This is a genomic window from Curtobacterium sp. MCBA15_007, assembly GCF_001864905.1.
Classification (GTDB): Bacteria; Actinomycetota; Actinomycetes; order Actinomycetales; family Microbacteriaceae; genus Curtobacterium; species Curtobacterium poinsettiae.
Map to the genome: position 1 here is coordinate 121,757 of NZ_MJGM01000034.1, position 13,671 is coordinate 135,427.

The window sequence follows — 13,671 nt, forward strand, 5'->3', positions numbered from 1 at the left end:
CGGTGCGACCTTGGCCGCACCGTGCGTCGCGACAGCGGGGCACCCGGCGAGCAAGCCCGCGGCGGACGGACAACCCTGCACCGTGCGGTAAGCGTTCCGTGGCCGGTTCAGGATGCCGTGCGCCCCGCGTCGCACAACCAACCACGCACGGTGCGAAGGGGAGGCGCGGGTCGCCTCCGTCGCGCACCGTGCGTCGTTCTGCACCCGGTGCGACCTTGACCGCACCGTGCGTCGCGACAGCGGGGCACCCGGCGAGCAAGCCCGCGGTGAACGGACAACCCTGCACCGTGCGGTAAGTGTTCCGTGGCCGGTGCGGGTCCGCCAGGTGCGCTCAGCGCAGCGGGACGAGGGACGCCAGGGCTCCCACCACCCGCTCGAGCGGGCCGCGGCCGAGGAACCGCCGCCACAGCATCGCGAAGACCACCGAGCCGAGGGCGAACCAGCCCCAGGCCTCGGCCGACTCGGGGGACGTCGGCAGCGTCGCGAGGACCACGAGGTGCCCCGAGTACACCGTCAGGGGCATCGACCCGACAGCGGCGAGCGGGAACGCGATCCGCTCGGCGACCCGCCCGCGGCCGTCGAACACGAGCACGCAGAGCGCGATGAGCGTGACCGCGACGCCGGCCGTCCCGAGCACGTCGACGACCGACGACGAGTGGTCACGCGGGGACAGGAACAGCTGGGCGAGCGCCTGGCCGGGGGTCGAGCCCTCGCCCGCGTACGGCACGCCGGGGAACGCCAGGGCCGCGTCGTCCGGCAGCGGGGCGAGGAACGAGCCCGCGACGTACGCGGTGGCGGCGACCAGTGCGCCGGACACGAGGAGCGCGACCTGCCGGCCACGGTCCTCCAGGCCGACCCGGGCGACCGCGAGCCCCACCAGGACGTACGCCAGGAAGGTGACCACGGGGTAGACCAGGCCGAGCTGGACACCGACCATGCCCGCATCCGCGTAGGCGGGGGCGATCGCCAGCGCGGCGACGGGCGACAGCAGCGCGCAGACGGCGGCGATGCCGAGCAGCGCCGCCGGCCGGAGGCGGAGCACCGGGACCACGAGCAGGAACAGCACCCCGTACGTCGGCAGGATCACGTAGACCGGGGTGTCGAGCGCCATCAGCGCGAAGCCCATGACGACCACCACCACCGCACGGATCGCGAGCCGGGCGCGGATCCGTCCGATCGTCGGCGGGCCGGGCGGGTCCGTGCGGCCGCTCGTCAAGCCGATCGAGACACCGGCCAGGACTGCGAACAGGGTCGACGGGCGGCCGTGGGCGACGGCGGTCCAGGTCGCCGGGTCGGTCCACTCGAGCTGCTCCGCGATGGCGCCGACGTGGGCGGCCACCATGCCGAGCAGCGCGATCGCGCGCGCCACGTCGACGCCCTGCAACCGGACCCCCGACGCAGACGCGCCCCGCACCGCGGTGGGCGGGACGGGGCGCGTGTCGGTCACGGCAGTCAGCTCGTCGGTGCGTCGACGCGGCCGAGCGAGACGTCGATCATCTCGTCGCGCGGGACGACCTTGATGCGCTCGCGGCCGTCGATCGACCCGAGGGCCTGCTCGTGGGTGTCGAGGTGGTGCCAGCCCTCGAGGTCGGTGTACTCGACACCGCGCTCGCGGAGCAGGGCCGGGATCGCCTCGTCCGAGGGGTCCTCCGGCGTCCACCAGCTCGCCTGGTCGTTGACGATGTGCTGCACGGTCTCCATGGCGTCGGACTTGGTGTGCCCGATGAGCCCGACCGGACCACGCTTGATCCAGCCGGTGGCGTACACACCGGGGATCTGCTGGTTGTCGTCGTCGAGGACCTGGCCCTCGTGGTTCGGGATGACGCCGTGCCGCTCGTCGAACGGGACACCGGGCAGCGGGGAACCGAAGTACCCGACGGCGCGGTAGGCGGCCTGGATCGGGATCTCGCGGATCTCGCCGGTGCCCTCGACGCCGCCCTCGCCGTTCGGACGGGTGCGCTCGTAGCGGATGGCGGTCAGCTTGCCCTGCTCGTCGCCGATGAACTCGATCGGCTTCGCGTAGAAGTGCAGGTGGAGCCGACGGCTGGCCTGGCCGACCTCGCGCGTGCGCCACTGCTCGAGGACACGGTTGATGACCATGACCTGCTTGTTCGTCGCGATCGCGGTCTTCGATGCCTCGTCGTGGTCGAAGTCCTCGTCGTAGACGACCATGTCGACGTCGCGGACCTCGCCGAGCTCACGGAGCTCGAGGGGTGTGAACTTCACCTGCGCCGGGCCCCGGCGGCCGAAGACGTGCACGTCCGTGACCGGCGAGGCCTTGAGTCCCTGGTACACGTTCGCGGGGATCTCGGTCGGCAGCAGGTCGTCGGCGTGCTTCGCCAGGATGCGCGACACGTCGAGGGCCACGTTGCCGACACCGATGACCGCGACGCTCTCGGCCTCGAGCGGCCAGGTGCGCGGGACGTCGGGGTGGCCGTCGAACCAGCTCACGAACTCGGCTGCACCGTACGAGCCGTCGAGGTCGACGCCGGGGATGTCGAGGTCGGCGTCCTTGATCGCACCCGTCGAGAAGACGACGGCGTTGTAGTGCTTCTTGAGGTCGTCGAGAGTGATGTCCTCGCCGTAGCGGACGTTGCCGAACAGCCGGACGACCCCGCGGTCGAGGACGTCGCGCAGAGCGTTGATGATGCCCTTGATCCGCGGGTGGTCGGGGGCGACGCCGTACCGGACCAGGCCGTAGGGCGCCGGGAGCTGCTCGAACAGGTCGATCGACACGTCGTAACCGCGGGCCTCGCGCAGCAGGATGTCCGCCGCGTAGATGCCGGCCGGGCCGGCGCCGACGATGGCGAGTCGGAGGGTGGGCACTGATCGTCTCCAGTTCGTTCGGGTGGGGGTTCCCGGGGATGCCTCCCGACCGTGCCGCGGTGGGCGTGCCGTGTCGGGAGGGGTGTTCAGCGGCTTCGGTCGACGACGGAGTCCGCGAAGCGGGTGAGCGCCCGTTTCACGATGCCGTCGGGCAGCGGAGCGAGGGCGTCGACGGCTTCGCGGGCCCAGGCGACGGCGACCGCACGGGTCGCTGCGGTGGCCTCGTGCTCACGGAGGGCGGAGACGGCCGACTGGTACGGAGCGGAGTCGACCACGTCGTCGGGGGCGCCGTTGACGTCGCGCTCGATGCGCTCGACCAGGTGCTGTGCCGAGGGGTCCGTCACGGCCATCCGCCGCAGTTGCAGCATCGGCAGGGTGTCGACGCCTGCGCGCAGGTCGTTGCCGGCGATCTTGCCGGTCTTGTCCGTCGCGGGGGCGAGGTCGATGACGTCGTCGACGAGCTGGAAGGCCACACCGACCTTCTCGCCGAAGGTGCCAACGGCGTCGAGGTAGGCCCGGTCGGCACCGGAGAACATCACACCCGCGCGGGCGGCGGTGGCGATGAGCGAACCGGTCTTGTCGCTGAGCACCTGGATGTAGTGCTCCAGTGGGTCGTCGTGCGACTGCGGACCGGTGGTCTCGTGCAGCTGGCCCATGCAGAGGCGCTGGAACGTCTCGGCCTGCATCCGGATGCCCTCGGTGCCGAGGTCCGCGGTGATCAGGCTGGCGCGGGCGAAGAGCAGGTCGCCGGTCAGGATCGCCACGTTGTTGCCGTAGGTGATCTGCGCGGCGGGGACCCCGCGGCGCACCGGCGCCTCGTCCATGACGTCGTCGTGGTAGAGCGACGCCAAGTGGGTGGTCTCGATGCTCACCGCGGCCTTGACCACCGCGTCGGTCACGCCGTCGCCGAGCTGCGCGATGAGGAGCGTCAGCGTCGGACGGATGCGCTTGCCCCCGGCGGAGAGCAGGTACCGGCTGGTGGTGTCGGCGAGGGTGTCGGTGGAGCGCATGGCGTCCTCGAGCCCCTGCTCGACGAGCTCGAGCCCGTCGTCGACCGCGGAGATGAAGCGACGGTCGGCGGGCGTGGCGAACAACCGCTCGCCGATGCCCAGCGACGCGCGCAGGCTCGGCGCGCGACGTGCGACCGGGACGCTCGGATTCAAGTGCTGCTCCGTCTTCGGGGGTGGTGACCGGTCAGTCGGCGGCCGGGTCGACGCGCGGCTGCTCGCCGGTGTTCTGGTGGTCACGGCGGGCCTTCGCACGCCGTGCCGCGGACTCGCGCACCGTGTCGGCGACGGGCTTGCGGCCACGGTGCAGTGCGACGATACCGGCCGTCAGGTTGCGGTAGGCGACCACCGAGAAGCCGACACCGCGGAGCCACTGGGTCAGCACCTGCTGGTCGGGCCACGCGTCGATGGACTCGGCGAGGTACCGGTAGGCAGCTGGGTTGCTGCTCGAGAGCCGCGCGATGCCCGGGAGCACGCGCTTCAGGTAGGTGCCGTAGCCGAAGCGCAGCAGCGCACGCGGCGGCGTCGAGAACTCACAGATGACGACGCGGCCACCGGGCTTCAGGACGCGGAGCATCTCGGCGAGCGCCTGCTTCGGGTCGTTGACGTTGCGCAGTCCGAACGAGATCGTGACGGCGTCGAACGTGTCGTCGTCGAAGGGCAGCTGCTCGGCGTCGCCTTCGACGAAGGTGATCTCGGGGTGACGCTCACGGCCGACGGCGATCATGCCCGCGGACAGGTCGAGCGCGGTGACCTCGGCGCCCTTCTTGGCGAAGGCCGCCGCGCTGGTGCCCGTGCCCGCGGCGATGTCGAGGACCTTCTCGCCGGGCTGGGGGTCGACCGCGCGGACGGTGGCGACACGCCACAGCGGGGCGTTGCCCGCCGACAGGATGTCGTTCGTGAGGTCGTACTTGGCCGCGACGTCGTCGAACATCGCCGCCACCTCGTCCGGGCGCTTGTTCAGGTCCGCTCTGCTCACGTGGTCAATCCTAGAGGTCCCGACCGAGCGTTCACCGGACTCGCAGCCACCCGGGCGGTGCGGGATCGGCGCGTAGCATCGGAGCCGTGACCCGAACCACCACGGCGGCGCCCCCGCTGACGGTCTCGACCCGGATCCTCGACGACCCGGGCACCGTCCTCCGCCACACGCTCCGCGACCGACCCCTCGCCTTCGTCCGGAACGGCGACGGCATCGTCGGCATCGGTGAGGCGCTTCGGTTCACCTTCACCGGCCCCGACCGGATGCGTGACGCGGCCGCGCTCTGGCGCAGTGTCGTCGCGACCGCCGTCGTCGACGACCCCGTCCAGCTGCGCGGCTCGGGGCTCGTCGCCTTCGGGTCGTTCGCGTTCGCCGACGACTCCGCCGACGAGAGCGTGCTCATCGTGCCCCGGGTGGTCCTCGGCCGCCGTCGGGGCAAGGCGTGGCTGACGGCCATCGACACCACGGCCGGCGCGGAGCCCCTGGCCTTCACCCGGACCTCGGTCCCGGTCCCCCGGGTCGGACCGCACGTCTCCGTCGAGCTGCGTCCCGGGCAGATCGACGAAGCCACCTACGCCGCCAACGTGTCCGAGGCCGTCCGCCGCATCGTGGCCGGGAGCGCCCAGAAGGTGGTGCTCGCCCGCGACCTGGTCGGCACGCTGCCGTCGGGGGCCGATCGACGAGCCGTCCTGCTCGACCTCGCCGCCGCCTACCCGCAGTGCGTGACCTTCGCAGTGGACGGGCTGGTCGGTGCCACGCCGGAGACCCTCGCCCGCACCGACGGCACGCGGCTGACCGCGCGGGTGCTCGCCGGCAGCGCCGCACGGGGCACCGACGAGGTCTCCGACCGTGCCGCCGCCGAGGCCCTGGCCAGCAGCGCCAAGGACGTCGAGGAGCACGCCTTCGCGATCGACAGCCTGCTCGCCGCCCTCGCACCGCTCGCCACGGACCTGCGCGCCGACGCCGAACCGTTCCGGCTGCAGCTGCCGAACCTGTGGCACCTGGCGACGGACGTGCAGGCGACGCTCCCGCCCGACACGACCTCGCTCGACGTCGCCGACGCGCTGCACCCGACGGCCGCGGTCGCGGGCACCCCGACCGACGTCGCGGTGCGGCTCGTCGCCGAGCTCGAGGGCGTCGACCGCGGTCGCTACGCCGGGCCGGTCGGCTGGATGAGCGCGACGGGCGACGGTGAGTGGATGCTCGCGCTGCGCAGCGCACGGATCGACGACGACGGCACCGTCCGCGCCTGGGCGGGCGCCGGGATCGTCGCCGGCTCGGAGCCCGAGCGCGAGGTCGCCGAGACGGCCCTGAAGTTCCGACCGATCACCGACGCCCTGGCCTGAAGCACCCCGGGGCCGCGCGGAGACCGGGTCGCAGCGTGGCCGGGGCACCCGTGGCCGGTCAGTCGGCCAGCGGTACTTCGATCACGACGCGCTCGGCGGGGTCCGTCAGCACGCGTTCGAGGTCGCCCCACGTGGCCGCCCGGCGGTACTCCCACCCGAGACCCGTGACGACCCGTTCGACGTCGACGTGCTGCGGGGTCGACATCATCCGGCGCATGTCGGCGTCCGGCGTGGTCTTCGCGACCTCGAGCCCGCGGAAGATGGCGCCACCGTGGTCGTTGCCGACGACGACCTGCACCCGGTGGGTGCGTTCCTCGGTGCCGGTGACGAACGCGCCGAGGTCGTGCAGCAGCGTCAGGTCGCCGAGGAGCACGCGCGTGGTGCCCACCGAGGCGGAGGACTGCTCGAGTGCCGCGGCGATGCCGAGCGCGGTCGAGACGGTGCCGTCGATGCCGGCCAGTCCGCGGTTCGCGTGCACCCGGATCTTCTTGCCGAGCACCCGGGCATCGGCTTCGCGGATGAGCTGCGAGGCGCCGAGGACCAGGCGGTCGTGCGGCCAGGTCACCCCCCAGACGGCGTCGGCGAGCATGGCCCGGTCGACGGGTCGGCGACGGAGCGCGACCTCGTCACGCAGGAACTTGTTCCGCTCGGCGCGGTCGGCGGAACGCTTGGCGTCGAGGTCCGGGCCGGCGTCGCCGTCCCCCAGGATCCGTCGGCTGGCACCCACCCAGCGGCCGACCCACGCACGGTGCTCCGGGCGGGTGCGGCCCGTCACGCGGACGTCGGACACGAAGGTGGTCGCGGCGTCCGGTCGGGAGGCACGGGCCGGGTCGAAGGGGTCGGCCGCCGGTCCGCGGACGACGATCGTCTCGACCCCGTCGCGCTGCAGGAGCGCGGGGACCTCTCTGCTGAGGGTCGGGTGGCCGAGCACGACGGCGCGGCGGACGGCGCCACCGTGGTCCGCGTCGCGCAGGAGTTCACGGTAGGCCACGACCAGGTTGCGGCCGAAGCGCGCGCCGCTGGAGACCTCGGCGAGGAGCGGCGCCCCGAGTTCCCAGGCGATCCGCTCAGCTTCCTCGCCGGCGTCGTGCCCGGCGATGACGACGGTGGCCGGCTCGTCGTCCGGGGTGAGTTCGGCGACCGGCAGACCGGTGTGGGCGCGGCGGGTGGCGAAGGCGAGGTCGATCTCGTCGTCGGGGACGGCGGTGACGTGCTCCGGGGTGAGCCCGGCGGAGAGCGGCTCACGGAACGCGACGTTGAGCTGTGCGGGCCCTGGCTGCCCGGTGTGCCCGGCTGCGGCGGCGACCGCCTGTCGGGCGAGGGCGCGCAGGGTGTCGCGGACCGAGGCATCGACGCCGTGCGCCGACGGGGCCTCGACGTCGCGGACGAAGGCGACGGCCTCGCCGAAGATCCCCGGCTGCACCGTGGTCTGGTTGCTCCCGTTGCCGCGGAGCTCGTCGGGGCGGTCCGCACTCAGCACGATCATCGGCACGCCCGAGTGGTGCGCCTCGAGCACGGCGGGGTGCAGGTTCGCCACCGCGGTACCCGACGTGGTCACGACCGCGGCGGGTCGGTGCGTCTCGACCGCGAGCCCGAGCGCGAAGAACGCGGCGGTCCGTTCGTCCAACCGGACGTGCACGGTCAGTCCGCCGACACGCTCGAGGGCGACCGCGGCGAGCGCGAGTGCCTGGGACCGGGAACCGGGGCTGACCACGACGTCGGTGACGCCGGCGCGGACGAGTTCCTGCAGGAGCGCGAGCGCGGTGTCGGTCGCCGGGCTGCCCGAGCCGACGGGGCCGTCAGCGATCGGTGCGGCCGTCGTCGTCGCGCTCGTGGAACTGGTCTTCGAGGTCTCGGAGGGTCGCGTCGTCCTGGTCCTTGTCCGTGAGGGTGTCGCCCGGCTCCGGCGTGGTGCCGAGGAAGTCTGGGTCGTCTTCGGGTCCACGGTACCGGGCAGATGCACCGGGGTCCGTCGCGGGGGTGCGACCGAGCAGGAACCACAGGACGCCGCCCAGCACGGGCAGGATGATCACGAGCAGCAGCCACACACCGCGACGCAGCGAACGGATGCGCTGACGGGGCATCGTGCCGCAGTCGATGGCCGCGTACACCGTGAAGGCAACGGCGGCCACGACGACGATCAACCACAAGCGGACCATGCGGTGAAGTCTAGGTCGCGACCCTGTGATGCCCCTGCCGGTCGGCGCTTCCGTAGACTCACCGTGTGAAAGCGTGGCTCCTGTACACCCTGGCTCGGCTCGGCATCTTCGTGGTGGCGCTCGTGCTCCTCCTGCTCCTGACGCCGCTGAAGTGGTACTGGGCGACGATCATCGCCGCCCTGGTGGGTCTGCTCATCTCGTACATCGCACTGTCCGGACTCCGCACGCAGGTCGCCCTGAGCCTGGCGAACCGCCGCGGCGTCCCCGAGCGCGACGCCGACTCGGACTTCGAGGACGACTTCGTCGACGCCGCCGACTCGGATGCCGCGGCCGCTCCCGTCGTCCGTCCGGTGTCCGACGCGGACCGGCACGAAGCACGCCGGGACGCCGACGCCGACTGACCCCGGGCATGGGGTCGTCAGGTCGGAGCCGGAACGGTTACGGCTGCACGGCCAGGGTGATCCCGAGCACCACGCCGAAGGCGAGCGACGCGAACGACGACAGCTGCAGCGCCGTGATGAGCTCGCGGGGCTTCCGCGACGACACCCCGATCGCCAGGGCCGGCAGCGCCAGCAGCAGCGAGAAGTACGTGAAGCCCGTGCGGAAGTACAGCAGCACGAACCAGAGCAGCACGACGTACGGCAGCATCAGGAACAGGCCGAAGAGCACGCGGGCGACCGGACGGCCGACGACCACGGCGAGTGTCCGCTTGCCCGCCAGCTGGTCCTCGTCGATGTCGCGGATGTTGTTCACCATCAGGACCGCGCAGGCGAAGAACCCGGCGGCCACCGCAGCTGCCCAGCCACTCAGCGTGACCTCGCGGATCTGCACGAACTGCGTACCGAGCACGGCGACGAGTCCGAAGAACACGAACACGAACACCTCGCCGAGGGCGTTGTACCCGTACGGCTTCTTGCCGCCCGTGTAGAACCAGGCGGCGACGATGGCGGCGGCCCCGACGAGCAGCAGCCACCACAGCTGGGTGAGCAGCACGATGACCAGGCCGGCGACGGCTGCCAGGCCGAAGAACGTCAGGGCGACCGTGAGCACCGTCCGGGGCTTGGCCAGCCCGGCACCCGTGAGCCGTGCGGGTCCGACGCGGTACTCGTCGGTGCCGCGGACCCCGTCGGAGTAGTCGTTGCTGTAGTTCACGCCGATCTGCAGGAACAGCGCCACGGCCAGGGCGAGCAGCGCGATGGCGAGGTGGCTGCCCTTCGCCAGGTAGTCGCCGAAGTCCCCGGGCTCACCGCTGTCGACGAACGCGACGGCGGTGCCCAGCACGACCGGGACGACGCCGAGGGTCAGGGTGCGCAGACGCGCGCCGCCGATCCAGTCGCGTGCGGTCGCCTTCCGCTTGGTGCGGGCGGGGGCAGCGGCCTTCGCCGGGTTGCCGGACCGGCCCTGCTTCTGCGTCGAGTTCTTCGTTCGTGCCACGAGCACCGATCTTATTGCCGATGCGGCGCCCGGAGGATCGCCCCTACGGCCCTGCCGGGTCGACGAGCGCCTGCACGGCCCGCCGGTCGGGTTTGCCGGACGTCAGCATCGGGATCCGGTCCACCAGGACCACGTCGGCCGGCCGGGCGGCACGGCCGAGGGCTGCTCCGACGTGGGCACGCACGGTGTCCGGGTCGAGCGGTTGCTCGGTGACGACGACGGGGACCTCGCCCCACTCCCCCGCCGAGCGCCGCACGACGACGGCGCTCTGCTGCCCGGACAGCCCCCGGACGAGCCGTTCGACCGCCCCGAGCTGGACCTTCTCGCCACCGGAGATCACCACGTCGTCGAGGCGTCCGAGCACGCGGACGACCCCGCCGGACAGGGTCGCGGTGTCCCCGGTCCGGTACCACCGCAGCCCGTCCCGCTCGACGAAGGCCGACGCCGTGCGGTCGTCGTCGTCGAGGTACCCCTCGGCGAGCATCGGCCCGGCCAGGTGCAGCTCGTCGTCGACCAGCGCGGTGCGCACCGTGCCGAACGGGACGCCGTCGTACACGCACCCACCGCTCGTCTCGCTCGCGCCGTACGTCGTCACGATCCGGACCCCGGCGTCGCGCGCGCGCTGCCGGAGCGGCGCGGGGGTCGCCTGTCCGCCGACCAGGACCGCGTCGAACCCGGCGAGGGCGCGGGTGGCGTCCGGGTCGTCGAGGACCCGGGCGAGCTGGACCGGCACCAGCGAGGTGTACCGACGGGGCGCGGCCGGACCGGTGACGAGCCGTTCGGCCGCCTCGGTGAACGCGGCGGCCGCGAAGTGCCCGGGTGCCACGACGACGGGCTCGGTGCCGGCGGTGATCGAGCGGGTCAGGACGTTGAGGCCGGCGATGTAGTGCGTCGGCAGCGCGAGCACCCAGCGCCCCGGACCACCGAGCGCCGCGTCGGCCGCCGCCGCACCGGCGAGGAGCGCCTCGGACGACAGCGCCACGCGCTTACCGGTCCCGGTGGACCCGCTCGTCTCGACCACCAGGGCGACCGCCTGCCGGACCTCGGCCGGAGGTGCCTTCGGCAGCGCCGGAGCCCCCTCGGCGACGGGGAGCAGCGCGGGGCCGCCGGCGAGCGCTGCCTCCAGGGCGCGCAGCACGGCCGACGGGTCCGACGTACCGGTCGCGACCAGCGGACGGGGCATCAGTAGTGCCAGGGGAACGCGGTCCACTCGGGAGCGCGCTTCTCGAGGAACGAGTCGCGACCCTCGACCGCCTCGTCGGTGCCGTACGCCAACCGCGTCGCCTCGCCCGCGAAGACCTGCTGACCGACCATGCCGTCGTCGACGGCGTTGAACGCGTACTTGAGCATCCGGATCGCCGTCGGGGACTTGCCGAGCACGATCTCGCCCCAGCGGATCGCCTCACGCTCGAGGTCCTCGTGGGGGACCACGGCGTTCACCGCACCCATCTCGTAGGCGCGCTGGGCGGAGTACTCCTGCGCGAGGAAGAAGACCTCGCGGGCGAACTTCTGCCCGATCTGCTTGGCGTAGTAGGCGCTGCCGTACCCGCCGTCGAACGAGCCGACGTCGGCGTCGGTCTGCTTGAACCTGCCGTGCTCGGCACTCGCGATGGTGAGGTCGCAGATGGCGTGCAGGGAGTGCCCACCGCCGGCGGCCCAGCCGGGGACGACCGCGATGACGACCTTGGGCATCATCCGGATGAGGCGCTGGACCTCGAGGATGTGGAGCCGCCCCATCGACGCCTGCGCGGCCGCGGGGTCGACGCCCTCGGGCGGTGCACCCTCGTCACCGACGTACTGGTAGCCGCTCCGTCCACGGATGCGCTGGTCGCCGCCGGAGCAGAACGCCCACCCGCCGTCCTTCGGGCTCGGGCCGTTGCCCGTGAGCAGGACGACACCGACGCGGGGGTCCTGCCGGGCGTCGTCGAGGGCGCGGTAGAGCTCGTCGACCGTGCGCGGGCGGAAGGCGTTCCGGACCTCCGGACGGTCGAAGGCGACACGGACGATCCCCTTGGAGACGTGCTTGTGGTACGTGATGTCGGTGAACTGCTCCGCGATCGGAGCGGTGGTCCAGACGTCGGGGTCGAACAGGTCGGAGACGGGAGCAGCCATGCCCCCAACGTACCGCCGGGCGTCTGCCGGGTCAGGCGCCCATGTCGGTCAGGAGCTCCGGCGCGACGAACACCATGATCACGATGAGGATCACGGGGTTCGCGAAGAACGCCAGGACGACCCCGATGGCGCCGTACCAGCGGCCGAAGGATCCGACGGCGGCGACGAACCCGAGCACGGCGGCGATGAGCGTCAGGAACACGACGACGAAGCAGATGCCGAACGCGAAGTTCGTGTCACCGCCCATGAACACGGCGAACGCGCTGGCGTCGACCGCAGCGGAGACCACGGCGAGGCCCAGGGCGATCTTGCCGACGACGGGGTTGCGGCGCTTCTTGGAGGCCGCCTGCCGCACGTCGACGGTGTTGCGCTGCATGAGCCGGGCGAAGTCGTCGGACCCGGCTGTCGGACGCGCCGTCGCTCGGGACGGGTTCGCCGCGGGTCGGGCATCCGCGCTCGGACGGGCTGCAGACGCCGGACGGGCTGCCGGACGAGCGCCGGCGCTCGACGGGTCGGCCTGGCGCTGTGCTGCCCGCTGCTGTGCTGCGCGCTGCCGCGGATCCACCGCCACCGAGCCTCCCTCGTTCCGGGTCGTTCCCCTCGCCGACCGGAGCCGACCGATGCATGCTAGTGCCCTGCCCTGGCGGTCCCCTCCGAGGAACCGGCGGGCGACCTGGGTGCGGTGGGAGGATGGCGGACGTGCTCCCCGACCTCGCCGAACTCCTCGCCGACGCGCACGTGGTGGCCCTGCCCATGCGGGTGCGGTTCCGCGGCATCACCACGCGCGAGGCGGTCGTGCTGCGTGGCCCCGCAGGCTGGACGGAGTTCTCGCCGTTCGTCGAGTACGACGACGCCGAGGCAGCGGCATGGCTGCGCGCCACCGTCGACTTCGGGTGGACCGACCACGAGCCGGCCGCCGACTCCGTGCCGGTCAACGCCACCGTCCCGGCGATCGCCGCCGACGACGTCGCCGACCTGCTCGCCCGCTACCCCGGCTGCGCCACCGCGAAGGTCAAGGTCGCGGAGCCCGGCACCACCGTCGACGACGACGTCGCCCGTGTCGCGGCCGTCCGCCGGGTGATGGGGTCCGATGCTTCCGTCCGCGTCGACGCGAACGGGCTGTGGAGCGTCGAGCAGGCAGCCGCGGCACTCGAGCGGCTCGCACCGTTCGACCTGCAGTACGCCGAGCAGCCCTGCGCCACGGTGCCCGAGCTCGCCGAGCTCCGGACGCGGATCGCCGGTCTCGGGGTACGGATCGCCGCGGACGAGAGCGTCCGGAAGGCGAGCGACCCCCTCGCGGTCGCCCGGGCCGGCGCAGCCGACGTCCTGGTGGTCAAGGCCCAGCCGCTCGGGGGCATCACCGCGGCGGGCGCGGTCATCGCCGACGCCGGGCTGCCGTGCGTCGTCTCGAGTGCGCTCGACACGTCGGTCGGACTCGGGATGGGGGCGTTCCTGGCCGCCGCGGCGATGACCCCGGGGTACGCCGCGGGCCTCGGGACGGCGGCGATGTTCGCCGGGGACGTGACGGCGGAGCCCCTGCTGCCGGTGGACGGCCGCGTGCCCGTGCGTCGGGTGGACGTCGCGGCGGAACTGGTCGAGCGGTACGCCGCGTCGCCGGAACGCTCCGCGTGGTGGCGCGAGCGGGTGGCGCGTGTGCACACCGTGCTGGCCGCAGCTGCTGCCGAGTAGCTCCGGGCGCGGGACGCCGTCGTCTCCGCAGAACGCCGTCGTCACCGCAAGACGCCGCCGTCTCCGCAAGACGCCGTCGTCTCCGCAGAACGCCGTCGTCTCCGTTCGGCGCCGCCGAG

13 protein-coding genes are annotated in these 13,671 nt (G+C 72.8%); 3 read left to right on the forward strand and 10 right to left on the reverse strand.

What is annotated here, in order from left to right; genetic code table 11:
• Positions 1–331: 331 nt before the first annotated feature.
• The 4 genes from BIU95_RS13205 to BIU95_RS13220 form a co-directional block, all read right to left on the reverse strand.
• On the reverse strand, positions 332–1,447 hold the full coding sequence (locus tag BIU95_RS13205; protein ID WP_071251885.1) for a heparan-alpha-glucosaminide N-acetyltransferase domain-containing protein: 1,116 nt from the start codon (positions 1,445–1,447) through the stop codon (positions 332–334).
• Positions 1,448–1,452: 5 nt separating this feature from the next.
• Entirely contained in the window at positions 1,453–2,826 is a 1,374-nt protein-coding gene (locus BIU95_RS13210) for an FAD-dependent oxidoreductase (RefSeq protein ID WP_071251886.1), read from the reverse strand.
• 86 nt (positions 2,827–2,912) lie between these two features.
• Positions 2,913–3,989, reverse strand: a complete 1,077-nt coding sequence (locus BIU95_RS13215) for a polyprenyl synthetase family protein (RefSeq protein ID WP_017888623.1) — start codon at positions 3,987–3,989, stop codon at positions 2,913–2,915.
• Positions 3,990–4,020: 31 nt separating this feature from the next.
• Positions 4,021–4,812, reverse strand: a complete 792-nt coding sequence (locus BIU95_RS13220) for a demethylmenaquinone methyltransferase (protein WP_017888622.1) — start codon at positions 4,810–4,812, stop codon at positions 4,021–4,023.
• An 86-nt stretch (positions 4,813–4,898) separates the two neighbouring features.
• Here BIU95_RS13220 and BIU95_RS13225 point away from each other — a divergent pair, with 86 nt between their 5' ends.
• A complete protein-coding gene (locus BIU95_RS13225; protein ID WP_071251887.1) occupies positions 4,899–6,158 on the forward strand; it encodes an isochorismate synthase MenF in 1,260 nt (419 codons plus the stop codon).
• Between the two features lie 58 nt (positions 6,159–6,216).
• Here the strand turns inward: BIU95_RS13225 and menD are convergent, their stop codons facing one another.
• Both menD and BIU95_RS13235 read right to left on the reverse strand, forming a co-directional pair.
• Entirely contained in the window at positions 6,217–7,965 is a 1,749-nt protein-coding gene (menD, locus tag BIU95_RS13230) for a 2-succinyl-5-enolpyruvyl-6-hydroxy-3-cyclohexene-1-carboxylic-acid synthase (protein ID WP_071251895.1), read from the reverse strand.
• The gene (locus BIU95_RS13235) at positions 7,958–8,317 is read right to left on the reverse strand and encodes a PLDc N-terminal domain-containing protein (RefSeq protein WP_017888619.1); all 360 of its coding nucleotides are present in this window, start codon (positions 8,315–8,317) and stop codon (positions 7,958–7,960) included. The genes menD and BIU95_RS13235 overlap by 8 nt, the downstream gene beginning before the upstream one ends.
• Positions 8,318–8,382: 65 nt before the next feature.
• Here BIU95_RS13235 and BIU95_RS13240 point away from each other — a divergent pair, with 65 nt between their 5' ends.
• Positions 8,383–8,718 carry a DUF4229 domain-containing protein gene (locus BIU95_RS13240; protein ID WP_017888618.1) on the forward strand — a complete coding sequence of 112 codons (336 nt, stop codon included), beginning with the start codon at positions 8,383–8,385 and terminating at the stop codon, positions 8,716–8,718.
• A 37-nt stretch (positions 8,719–8,755) separates the two neighbouring features.
• Here BIU95_RS13240 and BIU95_RS13245 read toward each other — a convergent pair whose 3' ends face one another.
• From BIU95_RS13245 to BIU95_RS13260, 4 genes are read right to left on the reverse strand one after another with little or no spacing between them, the layout of a single operon-like run.
• Positions 8,756–9,751, reverse strand: coding sequence for a 1,4-dihydroxy-2-naphthoate polyprenyltransferase (locus BIU95_RS13245; protein ID WP_235045704.1), 996 nt, complete (start codon positions 9,749–9,751; stop codon positions 8,756–8,758).
• A gap of 43 nt (positions 9,752–9,794) precedes the next feature.
• Positions 9,795–10,934 (reverse strand): AMP-binding protein, encoded by a 1,140-nt coding sequence (locus BIU95_RS13250; RefSeq protein WP_017888616.1) that lies wholly within the window; start codon positions 10,932–10,934, stop codon positions 9,795–9,797.
• A complete protein-coding gene (locus BIU95_RS13255; RefSeq protein WP_017888615.1) occupies positions 10,934–11,863 on the reverse strand; it encodes a 1,4-dihydroxy-2-naphthoyl-CoA synthase in 930 nt (309 codons plus the stop codon). The genes BIU95_RS13250 and BIU95_RS13255 overlap by 1 nt, the downstream gene beginning before the upstream one ends.
• A gap of 31 nt (positions 11,864–11,894) precedes the next feature.
• Positions 11,895–12,434, reverse strand: coding sequence for a hypothetical protein (locus BIU95_RS13260; RefSeq protein ID WP_042541201.1), 540 nt, complete (start codon positions 12,432–12,434; stop codon positions 11,895–11,897).
• Between the two features lie 119 nt (positions 12,435–12,553).
• On the opposite strand from BIU95_RS13260, the gene BIU95_RS13265 reads away from it, so the two are divergent.
• Positions 12,554–13,552, forward strand: coding sequence for an o-succinylbenzoate synthase (locus BIU95_RS13265; RefSeq protein ID WP_071251889.1), 999 nt, complete (start codon positions 12,554–12,556; stop codon positions 13,550–13,552).
• Positions 13,553–13,671: the final 119 nt, after the last annotated feature.